The sequence below is a fragment of the Streptococcus sp. SS-4456 genome (assembly GCF_036680365.1).
In the GTDB taxonomy this organism is placed as follows: domain Bacteria; phylum Bacillota; class Bacilli; order Lactobacillales; family Streptococcaceae; genus Streptococcus.
In genome coordinates this window covers 1-20,337 of record NZ_JAVIHI010000037.1, presented here as the reverse complement: position 1 = coordinate 20,337, position 20,337 = coordinate 1, and the positions used below count along the sequence as shown (strand labels likewise).

General features: G+C 36.6%; 22 protein-coding genes and 1 other annotated feature. Of the genes, 20 read left to right on the top strand and 2 right to left on the bottom strand.

What is annotated here, in order from left to right; all coding sequences use genetic code 11:
* On the top strand, positions 1–1,139 hold a 1,139-nt coding region (locus tag RFK25_RS09330; RefSeq protein WP_332413131.1), incomplete at its 5' end, for an N-acetylmuramoyl-L-alanine amidase.
* Between the two features lie 83 nt (positions 1,140–1,222).
* On the top strand, positions 1,223–1,696 hold the full coding sequence (locus RFK25_RS09325) for a glycoside hydrolase family 73 protein (protein WP_332413130.1): 474 nt from the start codon (positions 1,223–1,225) through the stop codon (positions 1,694–1,696).
* Between the two features lie 50 nt (positions 1,697–1,746).
* On the opposite strand, the gene RFK25_RS09320 is transcribed toward RFK25_RS09325, so the two are convergent.
* Complete coding sequence (locus RFK25_RS09320; RefSeq protein WP_332413129.1) at positions 1,747–4,299, bottom strand: LTA synthase family protein; 2,553 nt, start codon at positions 4,297–4,299, stop codon at positions 1,747–1,749.
* Between the two features lie 194 nt (positions 4,300–4,493).
* On the opposite strand from RFK25_RS09320, the gene cps2T reads away from it, so the two are divergent.
* From cps2T to RFK25_RS09255, 13 genes are all read left to right on the top strand, one after another.
* A complete protein-coding gene (gene cps2T / locus RFK25_RS09315) occupies positions 4,494–5,642 on the top strand; it encodes a beta 1-4 rhamnosyltransferase Cps2T (RefSeq protein WP_332413127.1) in 1,149 nt (382 codons plus the stop codon).
* On the top strand, positions 5,639–6,568 hold the full coding sequence (locus RFK25_RS09310; protein WP_332413126.1) for a glycosyltransferase family 2 protein: 930 nt from the start codon (positions 5,639–5,641) through the stop codon (positions 6,566–6,568). Before cps2T ends, RFK25_RS09310 begins: the two co-directional genes overlap by 4 nt.
* A 2-nt stretch (positions 6,569–6,570) precedes the next feature.
* Entirely contained in the window at positions 6,571–7,377 is an 807-nt protein-coding gene (locus RFK25_RS09305; protein ID WP_172029209.1) for an ABC transporter permease, read from the top strand.
* Positions 7,377–8,600, top strand: coding sequence for an ABC transporter ATP-binding protein (locus RFK25_RS09300; RefSeq protein WP_172029208.1), 1,224 nt, complete (start codon positions 7,377–7,379; stop codon positions 8,598–8,600). Before RFK25_RS09305 ends, RFK25_RS09300 begins: the two co-directional genes overlap by 1 nt.
* 8 nt (positions 8,601–8,608) lie before the next feature.
* Positions 8,609–9,838, top strand: a complete 1,230-nt coding sequence (locus tag RFK25_RS09295) for a polysaccharide pyruvyl transferase family protein (RefSeq protein ID WP_332413125.1) — start codon at positions 8,609–8,611, stop codon at positions 9,836–9,838.
* A 14-nt stretch (positions 9,839–9,852) separates the two neighbouring features.
* Complete coding sequence (locus RFK25_RS09290) at positions 9,853–11,094, top strand: rhamnosyltransferase WsaF family glycosyltransferase (protein WP_332413132.1); 1,242 nt, start codon at positions 9,853–9,855, stop codon at positions 11,092–11,094.
* On the top strand, positions 11,087–12,064 hold the full coding sequence (locus RFK25_RS09285) for a glycosyltransferase family A protein (protein WP_332413124.1): 978 nt from the start codon (positions 11,087–11,089) through the stop codon (positions 12,062–12,064). Before RFK25_RS09290 ends, RFK25_RS09285 begins: the two co-directional genes overlap by 8 nt.
* A gap of 7 nt (positions 12,065–12,071) precedes the next feature.
* The gene (locus RFK25_RS09280) at positions 12,072–13,559 is read left to right on the top strand and encodes a DUF2142 domain-containing protein (RefSeq protein WP_332413123.1); all 1,488 of its coding nucleotides are present in this window, start codon (positions 12,072–12,074) and stop codon (positions 13,557–13,559) included.
* A gap of 20 nt (positions 13,560–13,579) precedes the next feature.
* Positions 13,580–14,860: a lipopolysaccharide biosynthesis protein gene (locus RFK25_RS09275; RefSeq protein WP_332413122.1), complete on the top strand. Its 1,281-nt coding sequence runs from the start codon at positions 13,580–13,582 to the stop codon at positions 14,858–14,860.
* A 59-nt stretch (positions 14,861–14,919) separates the two neighbouring features.
* A complete protein-coding gene (locus RFK25_RS09270) occupies positions 14,920–15,699 on the top strand; it encodes a glycosyltransferase family A protein (protein WP_248049570.1) in 780 nt (259 codons plus the stop codon).
* Positions 15,700–15,707: 8 nt separating this feature from the next.
* Positions 15,708–16,406: a glycosyltransferase family 2 protein gene (locus RFK25_RS09265; protein ID WP_248033298.1), complete on the top strand. Its 699-nt coding sequence runs from the start codon at positions 15,708–15,710 to the stop codon at positions 16,404–16,406.
* Entirely contained in the window at positions 16,406–16,735 is a 330-nt protein-coding gene (locus tag RFK25_RS09260; protein WP_248049572.1) for a DUF2304 domain-containing protein, read from the top strand. Before RFK25_RS09265 ends, RFK25_RS09260 begins: the two co-directional genes overlap by 1 nt.
* Positions 16,736–16,901: 166 nt before the next feature.
* Positions 16,902–17,390: an EbsA family protein gene (locus RFK25_RS09255; protein WP_172091680.1), complete on the top strand. Its 489-nt coding sequence runs from the start codon at positions 16,902–16,904 to the stop codon at positions 17,388–17,390.
* On the opposite strand, the gene RFK25_RS09250 is transcribed toward RFK25_RS09255, so the two are convergent.
* Positions 17,379–17,573 (bottom strand): ferredoxin, encoded by a 195-nt coding sequence (locus RFK25_RS09250; RefSeq protein ID WP_332413120.1) that lies wholly within the window; start codon positions 17,571–17,573, stop codon positions 17,379–17,381. The genes RFK25_RS09255 and RFK25_RS09250 overlap by 12 nt on opposite strands.
* A 50-nt stretch (positions 17,574–17,623) precedes the next feature.
* Here RFK25_RS09250 and RFK25_RS09245 point away from each other — a divergent pair, with 50 nt between their 5' ends.
* The 5 genes from RFK25_RS09245 (at position 17,624) to rplT (ending at position 20,156) form a co-directional block, all read left to right on the top strand.
* Positions 17,624–18,127 (top strand): SAG1386/EF1546 family surface-associated protein, encoded by a 504-nt coding sequence (locus RFK25_RS09245; RefSeq protein ID WP_332413119.1) that lies wholly within the window; start codon positions 17,624–17,626, stop codon positions 18,125–18,127.
* Between the two features lie 8 nt (positions 18,128–18,135).
* Entirely contained in the window at positions 18,136–18,813 is a 678-nt protein-coding gene (cmk, locus tag RFK25_RS09240) for a (d)CMP kinase (protein ID WP_105125292.1), read from the top strand.
* A gap of 26 nt (positions 18,814–18,839) precedes the next feature.
* Positions 18,840–18,968, top strand: a sequence feature (ribosomal protein L20 leader region).
* Between the two features lie 40 nt (positions 18,969–19,008).
* Positions 19,009–19,515: a translation initiation factor IF-3 gene (gene infC, locus RFK25_RS09235; RefSeq protein ID WP_105118085.1), complete on the top strand. Its 507-nt coding sequence runs from the start codon at positions 19,009–19,011 to the stop codon at positions 19,513–19,515.
* A 27-nt stretch (positions 19,516–19,542) separates the two neighbouring features.
* A complete protein-coding gene (rpmI, locus tag RFK25_RS09230) occupies positions 19,543–19,743 on the top strand; it encodes a 50S ribosomal protein L35 (protein ID WP_024375714.1) in 201 nt (66 codons plus the stop codon).
* 53 nt (positions 19,744–19,796) lie between these two features.
* Positions 19,797–20,156: a 50S ribosomal protein L20 gene (rplT, locus tag RFK25_RS09225; protein WP_012028296.1), complete on the top strand. Its 360-nt coding sequence runs from the start codon at positions 19,797–19,799 to the stop codon at positions 20,154–20,156.
* Positions 20,157–20,337: the final 181 nt, after the last annotated feature.

Here is a 20,337-nt window from a genome sequence, read left to right as displayed (position 1 = left end):
TGAGCAAGGTCTTGGTTCCTACTTGGACGGAAAGCAATGGACAAGATGACATCATTTACCATACTGCAGATCGTCAATCAGACGGAAGTTATAAAGTTACTGTTCCAAAGAGTAAGCATAAGTATGGCACAGGTAAGTACCATATTCACTTGTATTATCGCGGTACGGATGGCAGTATGACCTATGTTGCTCAAACGACCACTAATCTACCACAATCATCAGCTAAGGGGACAATTTCAGCTGAATTAGTTGATGCAACAAAGGGAACATTTTCTATATCTGTTTCTAATATTGTTGGTGCGGAGCCTATCAAAGATGTAGAGGTAGCAGTTTGGTCAGAAAAGAATAATCAAGATGATTTGAAATCTTATAGTGCAAATCGTAAAAGTGATGGAACATACCATGTAGAGGTAGCCAAAGGACTACATAGAAACGATATAGGTACGTACCACATAGAAGTGTATTATCGATATGCAAATAATAAAGATTTAATCGGCTCTACGATAGTAGATGTTCCATCAACACGTTCCTATACAGTTTATATTGACCCAGGTCATGGTGGTAGGGATTCAGGTGCTTCTTATGGGGGAATCCATGAGAAGAATTTAGCTATGTCTGTTTCAAATAAATTACGTGATAACCTTTTAGCACGTGGTATAAATGTATTGATGACTCGTACAGGCGATACAGATGTTGATTTCCGAACGGAACGTTCTCGTATGGCCAATGAAAGCAATGCCGACTTGTTTGTGAGTATCCACTTTAATGCGACGGGTATTGGTGTACAATCGACAGTAAAAGGAATTGAGACCTACTGGTATCAGTATGATCCTGAGTACCAACCAAAAATTAACCAGGAAAAACATAATGATTCTACTCGACTTGCGGAGAGTGAAATTTTAGCGAATAGAGTTCAATCAAGTCTTATTAAGGAAACTGGAGCAGTAGACAGAGGTGTCAGACGTGAAACTTTCGCTGTATTGCGTGAAACTGCTATACCTGCTATTTTAGTTGAACTCGGCTTTATGGATAATCCATCTGAACTGGCTGTCATTAAGGAAGATAAGTACCATGTTAAACTTGCTAAGGCTTTGACGCAAGGAATTATGGATTGGTATGGTTCTGTTGGGGGAAAGTAATTAACTCTGAACAATCATTCCAAAAGGCAAATTCTAATGAAGAAACGAGCCGACTGGTTTCTACCAAAGCTATTGCGGCTCAAATGAATGATGTTCAGAAGTCGTTCGTAGAAGCGTTGAAACCAGCTGTTGTTTCAGTATCTAAGAAGACAGGTATTGTACCAAGTATTATTTTAGCGCAAGCTATTTTAGAAAGTGCTTGGGGAACCTCGAAACTAGCAAAAGAAGCCAATAATTTATTTGGAATAAAGGTTGGACAAAACTGGCAAGGCGAAATTTTTGAGGTTGAAACACGAGAAGTACGAAATGGTACTTCTGTAACCGAAAAAGCAAGTTTTAAATCCTATAAATCAGTAGCTGATAGTGTGACGGATTATGGTAATTTCTTCACGTCAACTCCGTGGAGAACAAAAAATTATCAGGAATTTCGAACAGCGACTAATTATGTAGATGCAGCAAATGCTCTACAAAAGTCTGGATATGCTACTGATCCACAGTATAGTGACAAAATAAAATCAGTTATTGAACGCTATGCACTAAATAAATTGGATTCTTAGTTTTTATTATAGAAAGAACTCTTGCTACGAGGTAGCAAGAGTTCTTTCTGTTATTCAAAAAATTCTAGTTTTATCTGTTTATCAATAGCATTATTATATTCTAATTGGAGGTAGATTTGGTAAATAGGTAATTCCTCAATATTATCAATAGTTTTTCCAGTGGTGTCTAGATTACCCCAGCTTGTTAGGATAGGTATTGACTTTTGTGCTTCATCCAAAAACTGGTGGTAGCCTGTCCGAGGTAATGGATACTTAGATTCAGCTAGTATGGACATTAAATAAGGGACTAAATAGTTAGGACTGATAGTTGTATTTTCCTTTTTAGGGATATCGAAGTTTGCCCAAATAACAAATGGAGTTGTATATTTGGCGGATGGACTATTTGTATCCATAAATTGAGTGTAGAACTCTTGACTTAAAGTTGGCTGATGATCACCATACATAATAATGACAGTTGGTTCTTTATATGTACTGAAAAAAGAAATGAGGTCCGCGAAAGCTTCGTCGGTATGTTTCATGCTTGTTAGGAATTCGGTTTCAGCTAAATAATCTGATGTAGAACCATTGATACTAACTTCCCTAGTGTAAGAGCTTTCGTTAGTTAAATAACCACCGTGTCCTTGCATTGTTACAACGAAGCTAAAGAGAGGGTTACTTCCTTTTTGAGAATAAAGTTTTTTCAAGCTATTAAATAAAAATTGATCAGATGGCCAATTTCTTTCAGTTGTTAAAGTTGAAAGAGTGTCTATACCAGGTTCTGAATCTAGGAAGTAGGACTTGTTGAAACCTAGAAGTGGATATACGGTTTTACGATTATAGTTATTCCCGGATTGAGGGTGCATAGCCACAGTATCATATTGTTGATTTTGAAGATAGGTTGCAAAAGAAGGGCGTTCTTGATTGATAATCTGTTGATATGGAAATAGATTGGATGACAACAAACTAATGGGATTGCTTGTTAGAACCTCGTATTCAGTATTTGCAGTACCTCCTCCATAAACAGATACATTTAAAGTACCATGGATAGCATTGTCCTTCAGAGCATGTTGGTTTGCTAATGGATTAGGCTGTAGGTTAATGCCCTTTAGCTTAGAAAAATCGGCTTGTGATTCATTTTGGATGAAAATAATATTTGGTTGGGCTTCTTGATTTACAATTTCAGTCGGATATTTTTTAAAAATGCTACCTAGTGTTGAAGTGGCATAACCTTTTGGTTTTGATATTTTACTATCTTCGTAGAAAGAAGCGAGCGAGAGTGGTAAACCGTATTCACCGTATGTGACATACATTTTCCAATAATTTAAATCAATGCTAACTTTATTGACTACTGTTCGATTGATAAATGGTATGAGTGTGAAAATGGCTAAGTATCCTATCAACAAATGAATGCAACGCTTTGTCCATCTCATGTGATAGACTTTTTTTGTGTTAGGGAATGGAACAAGTGTTTGTATATTGGATTTTGGCAGGCAGCTGTAGTAGGTAATTAGGATAAAACAGAATACTATGCTTTGTAGCATCCGATTATTAAAGGTAATAGCTACGCTAGATGCAATATTTAAGCCGTCTTCTAATTGGAAAATATTATAAAAGAGTAGTGGGGTTCCGCGACTTTCAATCATCATTTGATTGCTAATTCCCAACAAGATAGAACTCACAAGGATGAGTATACTAGCAAGTCGCAAATTAAATATGAACGATAATAAAATATAGAATAGTCCAATAATCAATGCATTATAGACGATATTTTCTTGTGAAAGTGTGGAAAATTGACTGTAGCTATTTTCGATAAGAAATAGAGAAAGTAGCGGGAGTGAGGTAAATGACAGGATGTTGGTAATAAACTTAGAAAAACGGATAAGCGTAAAGTGAACTTGCTGATAACCTAGAAAACTAGCGAAAATGAGAGTGGTGAGTGAAAACAGTAGCGATTGTAGTTCGCTTTGATTAAAACTAGAGTTGAACAAAACGAGCTCATTCCGATAGAATAGTGGATAAATGAATTCAATAATGAAATATTGAATTGCTAATAAGAGGATTAGAGATAAAAGTTTCCATTTTCTAATTTTCCACAGACTATTCCTTGTAATAAATAGGAATAGTCCACATGCCAGAATTACCAGATGTAAGTACCAGAGGAAATTTTGGTTACTAAACTGTATTTTGGTAGGTAGGGAAATGAAAACCAAGTTTTTATGTTTATCACCTTTGGAAGTATTTATTGTTCGGACTAATTCATTATCTACATAAATGCGAATATATTTATCCTTCTCACCTACCCTGTATTCAAAGCTAATGGATTTTACAGGAATTGATAAATCGAACTCCATAACATTATCCTTGGTTTGCGATATATAAAAAGTATCGACTACATTTTGTGTGACAATATACCATTCGTTTTTAACGACGGATTCGCTAGAAATGTATTTTCCGTTCAATTGAATACTATCAATGTATTGCTGAGTTTCATTTGCTTCAATACGAACCTTACCACTATTTTTGGAAACACCTAATTCTTTTTGGATGATATTGGTATAGTTAATGAATAGAATGCACAGGCAAAGTGTCAAGGAAATAGATATAAGCTTCTTTAGTAATTTCATTTTTATTTGTATTATTCTAATAGTTAGTTATTTCTTGGTAAAAACCAGTATACATTATATCAAATTTTTCTCATTAACTCAAAATTTCTCAATGACTTGTTTGAGGAAGAACTCACACCAAGTCAGGTTGTCTATAGGAAAAAAAATGAAATAATGGTATAATGAAAAGAACTGCAATTTGATGGAGAGGATATATGAAACACATTTTTATCATCGGTAGCCGTGGTTTACCTGCCCAGTACGGAGGTTTTGAAACCTTTGTCGAGCAACTGGTTTCCAACCAAGTAAGCCCCAATATCCGCTACCATGTGGCCTGTCTATCTGACAGCAGTCACCATCAGCATTCAGAATACAAGGGAGCCGATTGCTTCACGATCAATCCTCCCAAACTAGGCCCGGCTCGCGTCATTGCCTATGACATGATGGCCATTTCCTATGCGCTAGAACTGGTGAAAGCTCAAAATATGGAAGCTCCTATTTTCTATATTTTGGGAAATACCATAGGTGGCTTTATTGGTCCCTTTGCTAAGAAGATTCACTCTGTGGGCGGGACTTTATTTGTCAATCCTGACGGTCTAGAATGGAAACGTAGCAAGTGGTCCAAACCTGTCCAAGCTTACCTAAAGTATGCTGAAAAAATCATGACAAAACATGCAGATTTGCTGATTGCCGATAACGAAGGCATTGAAAATTATATCCAGGAAGCTTATCCAGGAACCCATACTCGATTTATTGCTTACGGAACGGATTTAAGTCCGACAGATTATCAGTCAGATAGCCAAGCTGTTTTAGATTTTTTTGGACAATGGAACTTGATTGAAAAGGGCTATTATTTGATTATCGGGCGTTTTGTTCCTGAAAATAATTATCTGACAGCTATCATGGAATTCATGGCTAGTTCGACCGAGCGTGATTTGGTCATCGTTGCCAATCATGAGGGTTCTGCTTATTTCCAAAAGCTTGAAGAGGAAACAGATTTTTCACGGGATAAACGGATTAAATTTGTCGGAACAGTATATGACACTAATCTACTTAAGTATCTGCGCAATCAATGCCGGGCCTATATCCATGGCCATGAAGTGGGTGGCACCAATCCCAGCCTACTCGAAGCTCTGGCCCAAACCAATGAAAATTTAGTTCTAGGGGTTGATTTTAATCAAAAAGTAGCCTTGAATGGGGCCCGCTATTGGTCTAAGGAACAGGGTAATCTGTCTGAACTGATTGACAGGATTGATGCACAAGTAGAAGCAGAGAAACTTGGACAGATTGCCAAAGAACACATGAGTACTGCTTATACTTGGGAAAAGATAGTCCAAGAATACGAGGAATTATTTTTACAATGAAAGTAAACATACTGATGTCAACCTACAATGGTCAACAGTTCTTGGCTGAGCAAATTCGCTCTATCCAAGAACAGACTTTTTCGGATTGGACATTATTGATACGAGATGATGGTTCCAGTGACCAAACGAAAGACCTGCTTCAAGATTTTGCAAGACAGGACAGTCGTATCCGCCTGATAGATGTTGAGGAACAAAACAATCTTGGAGTGATAAAAAGTTTTCATCGCCTGGTTCAGTATGAGAAGGCTGATTATTATTTTTTCAGTGATCAGGATGATGTCTGGTTGCCTGACAAGCTGGAAGTAAGTTTGCAGGAAGCTCGATTATATCCGACTGACCAGCCTCTCATGGTCTATATGGATTTGACCGTCGTCAACCAAGACTTGCAAGTCATGACCGAGAGTATGATCCGTTCCCAGTCCCACCACGCCAATACTGAGTTGGTGCAAGAATTGACCGAGAATACGGTGACTGGTGGTGTTGCCATGATCAACCATACCCTAGCAGAGCTGTGGTCTGAAACAGAAGACATTTTGATGCATGACTGGTACCTAGCCTTATTGGCTTCGGCTTTGGGTAAACTGGTTTTTATTGACAAGCCTGGAGAACTCTATCGCCAGCATGCAGATAATGTTTTGGGAGCCAGAACCCTTTCTAAACGCTTTAAAAAATGGATTCGTCCCCATATCTTATTTAAGGTTTATTGGGCCTTGATTAAAAATAGTCAAAATCAAGCCAGCTTTTTGCTTGATAAGCCCTTATCACCAGCCGATAGAGAGTTAGTCCAAGCTTTTGTGACCATCATGGATAAACCTATGCTAGAACGCTATCAGACTTTGAAGAAGTATGGCTTGAGAAAAAATAAGGCTTTTCACACCTTCGTGTTTACAACACTAATTGTGACAAAATTTGCTTATAAGGAATAGTTATGAATTTATTAAATAAAGAAAACCAAATTCTCTTAAGAGAGATGGTTAAAACTGATTTTAAATTACGCTACCAAGGGTCTATCATTGGACACCTCTGGTCAATTTTAAAACCATTTATGATGTTTACAATCATGTATTTGGTTTTTGTGCGGTTTTTAAAATTTGATGATGGAACACCCCATTATGCTGTCAGTTTATTACTTGGAATGGTGACTTGGAACTTTTTTACAGAAGCTACAAATATGGGGATGCTTTCCATTGCAGCGCGCGGTGACTTATTGCGTAAAATTAGCTTTCCTAAAGAAATTATAGTTATTTCATCAATTATTGGTGCGGCAATCAACTATGGAATAAATATTGCAGTAGTTATGCTTTTCGCCATTATCAATGGTGTACAGCTTGATTTTGGTGTGTTGATGTTATTGCCAGCATTTGTAGAGTTAATTACTTTGGCAACTGGACTGGCATTCATTTTGTCTAGCTTTTTTGTAAAATATCGTGATATGGGACCGATTTGGGAAGTAGTCTTGCAAGCTGGGATGTACTCGACACCAATTATTTACTCCATCACCTATATCATACAAAGAGGGCATACTGGGGTAGCCAAGATTATGATGATGAATCCTATTGCTCAAGTTGTACAAGATCTTCGACATCACATTGTCTTTGATGGGGCGACAATTTCATGGGATATTTATGACAATAAATGGATGGTAGCTATTCCATATCTCATATCTATTGTAGTATTCATTATTGGATTTACAATCTTTAAAAAGAATTCTAAGAAATTTGCGGAGATTCTATAATGTCAAACAAAGAAATTGCATTGAAAGTTGAGTCAGTAAGCAAGACTTTTAAACTACCAACCGAATCAACTCAAAGTTTGAGAACGACATTGGTAAACTATTTTAGAGGAATCAAAGGCTATAAAGAGCAGCAGGTGCTGAAAGATATATCTTTTGAAGTAGAAAAAGGGGATTTTTTTGGAATTGTTGGTAGAAATGGTTCAGGGAAATCTACACTATTGAAAATTATTTCACAAATCTATGTTCCTGAAAAAGGAAAAGTAAGCGTAAATGGTACACTTGTTCCCTTCATAGAACTAGGAGTTGGTTTCAATCCGGAGCTAACAGGGAGAGAGAATATTTATTTGAACGGAGCCCTTCTTGGTTTTACACGGTCAGAAATTGACGCTATGTATGATGACATCGTAGAGTTTGCTGAACTTGAAGAATTCATGGATCAGAAACTAAAGAATTATTCGAGTGGTATGCAGGTACGTTTGGCTTTTTCAATTGCTATTAAGGCAGAAGGTGACATCTTGGTACTTGATGAAGTCTTGGCTGTAGGGGATGAAGCTTTTCAGAGAAAATGTTTTGAGTATTTTGCCAGTCTAAAAAAACAAAAGAAAACAGTTATTTTGGTCACTCATGATATGGCATCTGTGCAACGTTTTTGTACAAAGGCCATGATGATTGATTCGGGAGAAATTTCTATCATTGGCGATCCCAATATGGTTGCAGGAAAATATACCTTACGTAATGTAGAGCACCGAACCGATAGTAAGAAAGTTGAAGGAGAAACTGTAGAAAAAGGTGAAAAGCGGAAAAATAGTATTGATGTTTTATCAATTCGAACCAAAAATTCGAGCAAAGCAACCGATACTTTTTATCTAACGGATGATATTTTGGTCGAGGTGAAATATAAAGTAAATAAGCCTTTAACCTTTACTATAGGAACTTCTTTTAGAGATTACGGGGATAATTTGGTTGCAGGAATAGGAAGTATAGCAGATATGGCTCTTCTGAATAAAGAAGAAGGTGAATATCTAGCTGAGTGCAGAATTCCAGCATCACAATTTATCAAGGGTGAATATTCTGTAAATGTTTCATTTTGGAGTGATACACGTGAACTTCTTGGATATGAAGATATCACAATGGAAGGAAATCCGCCTAAGATAAATATTGTGGAAGCAAATGTTGCTCGCAGTGGTCAATTTAATGCTCAAGGCACTTGGAGTGAAATTTAGGAGATAGTATGGAATATAAGTTCGCGCTATTAAATTATTCAACAGAGAATATTGGTGATGAAGTTCAAAGCATCGCCGCTAGACGTTTCCTACCACGCATTGATGAGTATGTTGATAGGGATAAGTTGGCGGAGTGGGAACCAAATCAACCAACAAAGTTAATTATGAATGGTTGGTATAATAGAGATCCGAAGGGATGGCCACCTAAGAATAGTGACCTTTTAAAACCGCTTCTGACTTCTATACATGTTAGTGTGAAGGATGATGCGGTTAGAGAGGCATTTGAAACGACTGAAAGTTTAGAATTTCTTAAAAAAAATGGTCCTGTTGGGGCGCGTGATGAACAAACGCTAGAGTTTTTCAAGCAACAGGGATTAGAAACCTATTTTTCTGGATGTGTCACTTTAACTTTGCAACGTGATCCGGACATTAAGAAACAAGACTTCATTTTAGCTGTAGATGTTCCTAAAGATGTCGTTAAAAAAATGCGAGAATCAACTAAACGTGAAGTTATCGAATTATCGGTATACCATTACCCATTTTTGGAAAATGAGGAACGTTTTAAAGTGGCGGAGTACATACTAGCTCTTTACCAATCAGCCCATGCAGTTGTAACGACGAGGTTGCATTGCTTTATGCCATCATTGGCATTTGAAACACCGGTTCTTCTAATCAAGGATTCAGAAAAATATGAACCTGCACGTTATGGTGGTTTAGATACTTTGCCACATAGTTTGACTGATAAAGAATATATTGAACATCCTGAGAAGTATCCACTTGATAACCCTCTTCCAAATCCTACAGAATATCAAACTATTCGTGAGGAAATGATAGAACGGATACAAGGGTTTACAGGTTATTCAAATAATGCAACTTTTCGAACATTACCATTGAGTGAGTTTCCACTAAGTATTTCGGCTATTCGTATTTTCGCATTTACTTGGTCATCCACCTTTAAGAAAGCTTTATTGGAAGGTGATGTTGCTTGGGATGAGGAAAGAATAGCAGATTTTGAACGGATAGTAGCTGAGCAGGCAGAAGAAATTTCAATTTTGAATACTACGAAACAGGAGTTGTATCAGGATATTAAATCTTTGAATAATGAGATTGTTAGTAAAACCACTGAAATTGACTATCTTACAAATGTAATAAAAAAAATAGAAGACTCACTTTCATGGAAATTAACCAAGCCTCTTAGGGAAATGAAGAGTGTATTGAAAAAAATTATAAAAAGATAGGTGAAAATATGAACATTTTCGGAAAAGTCTTTAGGACATATAAGAATGAAGGCTTGCGCGCTGTTAGTCGAAAAGTTTATCAACGGTTGACCTCAACTGGACAGAACATCCAAGTTGGAGTAAGCGTACCTTCAAAAATTGATATGAATACTATGCCACAAATGCCACAATTTGTCGATCTAGCTACTGCAGACTATATCAATTATCCATATATCAAACCAGAAAAGTTAGATAAAGAATTTCTAAATATTGCTTGGGTATCTCCACCAGTTGGACCAGGCGGAGGCGGGCATACGACTATCTCACGTTTTGTAAAATATTTACAAAGTCAAGGACATCATATAACATTTTATATCTATCATAACAACACAATTCCTCAATCAGCCAAAGAAGCACAAGATATTTTTTCGCGTTCTTATGGTATTGATGTTGATGTTGAAGAGTTAGAGGATTTTAAAAATCAAGACCTTGTATTTGCAACAAGTTGGGAAACTGCTTATGCAGTCTTCAATCTTCAAGGGGAACGTTTACATAAGTTTTACTTTGTTCAAGATTTTGAACCAGTTTTCTTTGGTGTAGGGTCGCGTTATATGTTGGCTGAAGCAACCTATAAATTTGGTTTTTATGGTATTACCGCAGGAAAATGGCTTGTAAGTAAAGTTGGACAATATGGGATGCAATCTGACTACTTTGATTTTGGTGCGGATATTGATATTTATAAGCCAAAATCCCCTATCGTTAAAAAGAAGAAAATTGCCTTTTATGCTCGTGCCCATACGGAGCGTAGGGGATTTGAAATCGGAGTAATGGCTTTAAAGATTTTTAAAGAACGTCATCCGGAATACGAAATCGAATTCTTTGGTCAAGATATGTCTAATTATGATATTCCTTTTGAATTTGTTGACCGCGGTATTTTAAATAAGGCGCAATTAGCAGAGGTTTATCACGAAAGTGTAGCTTGTCTTGTTCTCTCTTTAACAAATGTTTCATTATTACCATTGGAACTTTTGGTGGCTGGTTGTGTACCAGTCATGAATGATGGAGATAATAATCGTATGGTACTTGGTGAAATTGATGATATTCTCTATACAGAAGCCTATCCTGTGGCCCTAGCGGAAAAACTTTGCCAGGCTGTTGAGCGTTCCGATATCAATGAACATGCTAAAGAAATGAGCGATAAATATACGGGGCTATCTTGGGAAGAGAGTTATAAAAAAGTTGAAATGATTATTCGTCGAGAGGTTTTGAATGGCTGATCAATTGAAAGCGACGGTGTTTATTCCAGTTTATAACGGAGAACGGGACCATTTAGAAGAAACATTATCTGCTTTATACCGTCAAGTCACAGATTTTAAGTGGGATGTTTTAATAACAGATTCAGGTTCTTCTGATAATTCGGTTGCAATTATCAATCATTTTTCTGAAAAATACGGTAATCTCCGTCTTCTTCATTTATCAAAGGAAGAATTTTCGCATGGGAAAACTCGCCAAATGGCTGCTGAGATTAGTCAAGGTGAAATAATGGTCTATCTTACTCAAGACGCAGTTCCTCATAATGAGCAGTGGTTAGCGGAAATGGTAAGACCCTTTGCGATGCACTCGGATATCGTGGCCGTATTAGGAAATCAAAAACCACGTCATTACTGTTTTCCAGCGATGAAGTACGATATTCTAGCGGTATTTAATGAACAGGGTGTATCTGATTCATTGACTGTCTGGCAAAGATTAGATGAGAGCCAAAGAGGAAAATATACGAAAGAATCTTTTTACAGTGATGTGTGTTCTGCTGCCCCACGTCGATTTCTAACTGAAAAAATTGGTTATCGCCCTGTAGCTTATTCAGAAGATTATGAATACGGGAAGGACATATTAGATGCAGGCTATATCAAGGTTTATAATGCAAAAGCAATTGTTGAGCATTCGAACGATGTGCGACTATCGGAGTATAGACGACGAATTTTCGATGAAACATATAATGTTCGTTTGAACAGTGGTATAACAAATAAGGTTTCTATTTTCTCGGTTGTTACAAATGTATTCAAAGCAAGTTTGAAAGATAGTGTAAAAATTATTTCTGATAAAGATTATAATTGGAAAAGAAGAATGTATTGGCTTTTGGTTAATCCACTCTTTCATATTGAAAAATGGCGAGGTATTCGTCTGGCGAATCGTGTTGATTTAAACCAGGATATTTCGCAACATTCTTTAGAAAAGAAGAAAGGGTAGAAGTGGTATGCAAATACAAAAAATAGTGATGGAGAAATTACGTAATATCTTCATTGGAATTTTCTTAGTCTTTTTCGCACAACTTACTTTGCCAATTCTATTTGAGTGGAAAATCAATTTGAATTTTTGGTACATTGTAATTGCTATTGTTCTCTATTTTTTATTAGTAGATTTCAAAAATCCTGAAAAAATAGCTCGAAATGCTTTTCTTCTCATTTTGTCTTTTGGAATTGTTATTGCTTTGATTCGACCAGTTCAATATGCTTTGGATGAAGAATCCCATTTAGAAAATGCAATTGGGATTTCTGACAGTTTTCTATTTGAATACAGTGATGAAACAATTTCTGATTATGATTCTGTCTTTTTACATGACGGTATTCGTAATCAAGCAAACTTCAGGGGAGATGATTACTGGTATAATGTAGAGCATCAACCGAGTAAAATTGCAGGTGTTCCGAAATCTTTTGATAATCCTTCTTTTTTACCAGGGGCAATAGGCTGGAATATTGGTCGTTTGGTTTCAAATAAGGTTTATATCTCGTACTACATAGGGAGAATAGTCCATGTATTAGCCTATGCGCTATTAGTGTTCCTCTCTATTAAGATTAGTAAAGTATACCAAAAAATGCTTTATTTAATGGGGACACTACCATCTGCTCTTTATGTGGTTTCTGGCTACCACTATGATTATTTATATTATGGTGCTTCACTTATTTTGGTTGCTTTGCTTACGAATGTTTTGGCTCGAAAAGAAAAAATTACCTCCAAGTTTGTTGTCAAATTTCAAAGTTTAGCGCTTTTATTCGTTTTTTCTAAGTTTCCTTTTGTTCTGTTAGGAACCTTATTAACCTTCTTACCAAAAGAATACTTTGCCTCTAAGAAAGCAAGGATACTAGGAGTAGTATCGTTCTTTCCAGTCATTCTATTTGCTGTAATTTATTCAGGGATCTTAAACATATTTAATTTTTCTGGTTCGGTGACGGGAGAGAGTCCTGGGTTAGGTTACTTTTTGAAGCATCCGTTACCAATTATTAGAACTATGCTTAGCGCACCAGAGGCAATCTTAGAAAACTTTATTCGACGTCCTCTTCAATATATTAGTCATGATTCGGGGCTACTATTTACAGCTACAACACTAATTGTGTTATCGGTACTATTTGTACTTATTCTTTGTACACGCATCACAGTACCTAAGATATGGGGAACATATACAGTGTTGCTTATGTTAGGGATTACCTTTTTGATGGTATATGCAATTACAGGAGATCCTCGTGTATATAATCCTGGCAATATTTCTGTCGGTGGAGTGCAAGGAAGATACTATTATTTTATGATCTGTCTAATCCCATTGTTTTTGGGAAATTGGTTGAACTCTTTTATACCGATTATCCAACCAAGTGAGGAAGTGGATCGTAAATTGACGATTGCTATTCAATATCTTTTGTCATTTTTAGTAATCTTTACAGTAAGTGTTGGGTTCTATACTCAAATTTAACAAGGTGAGAAGGAGATAACTTGAGAGGAGAAACTAAACCAATAGTAGGTATTAAGTATCAATATTTTTGGAATATGCTTGGGACAATTAGTTCGACAGCTGTTTCTATAGTGCTACTTTTAATTGTATCAAGATTAACATCTCCGAGTATTGCAGATTCTTTTAGTATTGCTTTTACGCTGGGACAACAGTTTTTAGTGATAGGCTTATTTGGAGTTAGAAACTTTCAAGCTACAGATGTTAATGAGAGCTATTCATTTAGTGCCTACTTTCTTTCTAGAGTAATGAGCATATTACTAATGTTAGTTAGTTTAATGCTTTATTTGAATGTGACAGGCTTTACTAATGAAAAATATTGGATAATCGTTTTCATGGTTCTTTATCGAGCGTGTGATGCCATTTCAGATGTCTATCAAGGAGAGTTTCAACAAAAACAGCGTTCGGATCTAGCAGGGAAAGTTTTATTCTACCGTAGCTTGTCTACTATTGTTGTGTTTATTCTAGTTTTGTTAGTTACTGGTAATCTTTTAGTAGCTACGATTTCTCTTTTTCTTACCAATTTAATATTGTCCTATTTCTTAGATATTAGATATTATCGATTAAACTTCTCTAGAAGTAGTTTCAAAATTAACTCTAGTTGGCAAGGCAGTTGGAATATCCTTAAATTATGTTTGACTCTATTTATTAGTAGCTTCATCATCAATTACATTTTTAATTTACCAAAAATTATTATTGATAGTTTTATAACTGTTGGACATCTTGGAGAAGGTTTGCAACGAGATTTCAATATTTTATTTATGCCAACATTTGTCCTTAATCTTTTACTAATGCTTTTAAGACCAATGTTAACAGAAATATCAATCTTTTTGCATAACGGTCAATTTAGTGCTTATAGCAGACAGGTTAAAAAGATATTTGGTGCTTTAATAGGTTTACATCTATTAGTTTTAGTTGGAGGCTACTTACTCGGAATTCCAATGTTAAGTCTTATTTTTGGAGTAAACTTGTCACCATATCTATTATCATTTATTATTTTACTTGTTGGTGCTGGATTTAATGTCTATTCGGTAATGATTGATAATGTACTAACAATTCATCGCAAGCAATATTATCTACTATTCTCGACTATACTGGCGTTCATATTTTCTAGTGCAATAACTAAAGTGCTTATTAGTAAGTTTGCTATTTTAGGTGCATCTATTAGTTTTACTTTGACAATGTTGGTTTATTTCATGTCAAGTTTGCTGGTTTATCATATTGTTAATAGGAAGATAGCGAAAATGGAAATAAACAAAAAGTAAAACGTGGATACTGAGTTTTATTGAGACTTAAATTTATAATGTAGTATGGAGAGAAATTTATGGAAAATAATCACACTTTTGTGATTTGTGCTTATGGTGATAGTCCATATTTAGAAGAATGTATTCTTTCTTTGAGAAATCAAACAGTACAATCAACTATTATTCTTTATACCTCGACACCTAGTGAGCACATTGAACACTTGTGTCAAGAATATTCAATTCCTTATCATGTGAAGCAAGGTGGTGGGATTGGTATTGATTGGAATAATGCTCTATCATTTGCCAATACTCGCTTTGTTACGATTGCACATCAGGATGACTTGTATAAAGAAAATTATGCTGAGAAAATTTTGTCTGAGTTCCGTCGGGATTTAAAGCATACAATTGTGTATTCTGACTATGTTGAGTATCGTGATGGTCGAGAAATAGAAGCGAATACAAATTTAAAGATTAAAACTTTAATGTTGAATGTGCTGTCCTGGTTTCCAAATTGGATGTTTTGGAGAAATAGGATTCTAGCTTTTGGCAATGCTATTTGTTGCCCAGCCGTGACCTATGATATGGATAAACTAAATGGTTTTCAGTTCGAAACTAAAATGAGAACAAATTTAGATTGGTATGCATGGTACGACATTAGTTCGCATTATCGCGGAAGTTTTGGTTATGTTTCTGATAAACTGATGTGCCACCGTATTCATCAGGATTCTGAAACATCAAACACAATTAGAGATAATGTCAGGACAAAAGAAGATATGGAAATGTATAGACTATTTTGGCCGGAATTCATGGTTAAAATTCTGATTTATTTCTATGAAAAAAGTCAAGAGTCTAATGGATAGGGGAGAATATGTTTAATAAGAAATCAGATACACTGATTATTATTCCAGCTTACAATGAAGAAGGTTCAATAGAAGCGGTTGTGCGAAATCTAGAAAAGAACTTTCAGGAATTTGATTACGTTGTTGTGAACGATGGTTCTAAAGATACGACTTCTGAAATTTGCCACCGAAATGGATTTAATATTATTGATTTGCCGGTGAATCTAGGTTTAACAGGTGCCGTTCAGACTGGTTTTAAATATGCCTACAAGATGGGGTATAGACAGGCAGTTCAGTTTGATGGCGATGGTCAACACCTTCCAGAATATGTTGGGGACTTAGTAGCCGAAATTCAAAAAGGTCAAGATTGTGTCATTGGTTCGCGGTTCGTATCTGAACCTAAAAATAATTCTTTACGTATGTTAGGTAATCGTCTTATCAGTTGGTCAATAAAATTAACAACAGGTCAAACGATTACCGATCCAACATCTGGAATGCGAATGTTTAATCAAGAGTTGATTAAGGACTTTGCATTAAATGTTAACTATACTCCGGAACCTGATACCATTTCTTTTCTGATTCGCCAAGGCTATAAGATAAAAGAAGTCCAAGTAAAAATGCTTGAAAGACAGGCGGGTCAATCCTATTTAACTTTATCTCGTTCAATTAAGTATATGATTCATATGTTCACATCAATTTTGTTGATACAAAATTTTAGGAGGAAATAATGGCTCTTCAATTTCAATTATTACTTATTGTGACAGCCGTTTTGACTTCGGCAGTTATTCTATTGAATATTCGAAAATCCAATATTCAAATAGAAGATAGTATCTTTTGGTTCTTTTTTTCAGGTATTCTAGTTATTTTTGCACTCGTACCCCAAGCCATTGGTCAATTATCAGATTGGATTGGGATCGAATCCCCTGCGAATTTCGTGTTTTTAGCTATTATTTTTTTACTAATAGTTAATCAGTACCGTATGACATTAAAGCAAGCCAAATTAGAACTCAAACTGAAAGATCTTATTCAATATATAGCTATTGAAACTAAGAAGTAAGCTGGTTATTAGTTACAGTACGACTTTTGTTTTGTTTCAAAATCATTTCAATTGTTTTACACTTCGACAAAGTTTGTCATGTAAATGTAATAAAAAATTTCAAAAACAAGAGATTTTCATAGGAAAATCTCTTGTTTTGTGCTAGAATAATAGATGGAGGTCCGATATGATCAAAATTTTTGGTAAAATCCGTTACCATTGGCAACCAGAACTTTCCTGGGGCATTATCTACTGGTCACTTACCTTCATTCCACTTTTCATGAGCATGACCCTGTTGCTGGAAAAACTACGCGTGTCAGGAATATTTCTTTTACTAATATTTCTTTTTTTACTCCTAGTAATCTTAGGATTACACAGGTATTTTGAAATAAAAGAAAGCCAATTGCGCATTGTATCGGCTAATTTATTTGCCATACAAGATATAGAAATTGCTCAGATAACCAAAGTGGAAGTTTCCTATATTGCTGTCCGCATCTTTTCCAATGAATTTCCTGAAGGAAAGGTCTATCATATGCGGAAATGGCCTAAAAAGTTTTTTGTTAATCATTTAGCCCTGCATCCCGCATTTTCTGGGGAAGTGGTTTTGTCTGACCATTTGTTGAAGCAAGATTACTTCGAAATTTATTATGCAAAAAAAGCCAAATCAATCAATTGAAATGGCTTTGGTAGGGCAGGATTTGATGGCTCCGAGTATGTCGGGAGTTAGGTCGCTATCTCTCTCTAGGTTCTTTCTATCTGAAAAAATCACAATACCGTCGTCATCATAATCAAACACAGGTGAATAGGTTTGGCATAGCCCACAGGCAATGCACCGTTCAGGAATAAGTTTTATTTTCATACTATTATTTTAATCATATTTTTAGAAAAAAACAAGGAGTTGTCCCGAGAATGTCACAAGAGCCATGGAATGAAGAAGTGTATCAAACAGCTACAGCAAGTCGTAAAGACCGCTTGGGTAAAGGATTGGCAAGTACGAAAGTATTTACCGTACTGGCTATTATTTTCTTTATCATTGTCATCATTATAGGGGCAATTGCCTTCTATCTATCTGTTGGTGGCAGTAAGACGGATTCGACGAAAGAGTTTTACAATCCAAGCAATGCTGCTGTGGTAGCAGAAAGTTCAACTGTCCCTACGGAAACGACGACTGAAACAGAAGTCACAGAAACAGAGGAAACGGAAGTTACAGATACAGCTGAAACTACGGAAACTAGCTCAAGCTTGACAGAAGCTGCAGATGGTTCTACCCTAACAGTTCAAGCTGGGGAGGGAGTTGGAGCATTGGCGGCACGTGGTGGTATTTCCATTGCTGAGTTAGAGCGTTTAAATCCTGAAAAAATGGCGACAGGTTCTTGGTTGGCTCACCCAGGTGATATTGTCCGCATTAGATAAGAGGTATTATGAAATCCATTCAAATTGCTATTGACGGTCCTGCATCGAGTGGCAAGTCAACCGTTGCCAAGATTATCGCTAAAGATTTTGGCTATACTTACTTAGATACAGGAGCCATGTACCGTTCTGCGACTTATTTGGCCTTGCAAAATGGTATTGATGTCACTGACCAAGATGGTATTGTGACGTTACTTGCTCAACATCCTATTCGTTTTGGTAGGGATGCGCAAGGGCAACAACAGGTATTTGTTGGTGAGCAAGATGTTACCTTACCCATTCGGGATAATCAAGTAACTAACAATGTGTCGGCAGTTGCGGCACTTCCCTTGGTACGAGAAGAGTTGGTTCGCCTGCAACAGGAGATTGCCCAAGCGGGCGGCATTGTTATGGACGGCCGTGACATTGGTACAGTCGTCTTGCCTCAAGCTGAACTTAAGATTTTCCTGATTGCCTCAGTAGAGGAGCGTGCCCTTCGTCGTTTTAAGGAAAATACGGAACGTGGCATCGAAACAGACTTGGAAATCTTGAAAGAGGAGATTGCAGCTCGTGACCTGAAAGACAGTACTCGGGAGGTTTCACCTTTGAAAGCTGCTGACGATGCCATCACATTTGATACAACAGGTGTATCCATCGAAGGTGTAGTGAAATTTATTTCAGAAAAAGCGAAAGAAATTCTTGACAAGTAGTTTATGACGTGTTAGAATAGTCATATTGAGAAAAGCAGAAGTGAGAGCTTCTCGCCTTGCGACTAACGTTGTCTGGCTCTACGGATTAAGATTTCTTCGGAAAGAATAATGGTGTAGTGCGGACTTGTTTAGCAAGTCCGTTTCGTTTTTCTCGAAAAATATAAAATGAGGTGAAAAGCCATAGCAAAGCAAGATTTGTTCATCAATGATGAAATTCGAGTGCGTGAAGTTCGTCTTATCGGTCTTGAGGGTGAACAGTTGGGAATCAAACCGCTCAATGAGGCTCAGGCCATTGCTGATAGCGCAAACGTGGATTTAGTCTTGATTCAACCGCAAGCTAAACCACCAGTAGCTAAAATTATGGACTACGGTAAGTTCAAATTTGAATATCAGAAAAAGCAGAAAGAACAACGCAAGAAACAAAGTGTTGTCACTGTAAAAGAAGTACGTCTAAGCCCAGTTATTGATAAAGGGGACTTTGACACAAAACTTCGTCATGCCCGTAAATTCCTTGAAAAAGGAAATAAGGTTAAGGTTTCGATCCGTTTCAAGGGTCGTATGATTACCCACAAAGAAGTTGGAGCGAAAGTATTAGCTGAGTTCGCCGAAGCAACCCAAGATATTGCTATTATCGAACAACGTGCTAAGATGGACGGACGTCAAATGTTTATGCAATTGGCCCCAGCTTCAGATAAAAAATAAGCTTTTTACGCTAAAAGGAGAATTAAAATGCCAAAACAAAAAACTCACCGCGCATCAGCTAAACGTTTTAAACGTACAGGTTCTGGTGGATTGAAACGCTTCCGCGCTTATACTTCACACCGTTTCCACGGTAAAACTAAAAAACAACGTCGTCACCTTCGTAAAGCAGGTATGGTACATGCTGGTGACTTTAAGCGTATCAAGTCAATGCTTACACAAATGCGCTAATCTCGCATCAGTATTGCACAATTACTTTTTTGAATTATTTGGAGGAAAATTAAATGGCACGTGTTAAAGGTGGCGTTGTTTCTCGTAAACGCCGTAAACGTATTTTAAAATTAGCTAAAGGTTACTATGGAGCTAAACATCTCTTGTTCCGCACTGCGAAAGAACAAGTAATGAACTCTTACTACTATGCATACCGTGACCGCCGTCAGAAAAAACGCGATTTCCGTAAATTGTGGATTACTCGTATCAATGCGGCTGCTCGCATGAACGGTTTGTCATACTCACAATTGATGCACGGTTTGAAATTGGCTGAAATCGAAGTAAACCGTAAAATGCTTGCTGACTTGGCAGTGAACGATGCAGCAGCATTCACAGCTCTTGCTGACGCAGCAAAAGCAAAACTTGCTAAGTAAGACAACATATACAGAAGAAAATCTTGGAAGCTTTTCCAGGATTTTTTCTGTATATAGCCAATTCTAGTAGTATGTAGCTGAAAGTCAATCGTAACCGCCAAATAACAAGGTATATTGAAAAAGGCTCCAAAGTCCTGTTGACTCTGGAACCTTTTTCTATTTACATGCTCTCTTAATATTT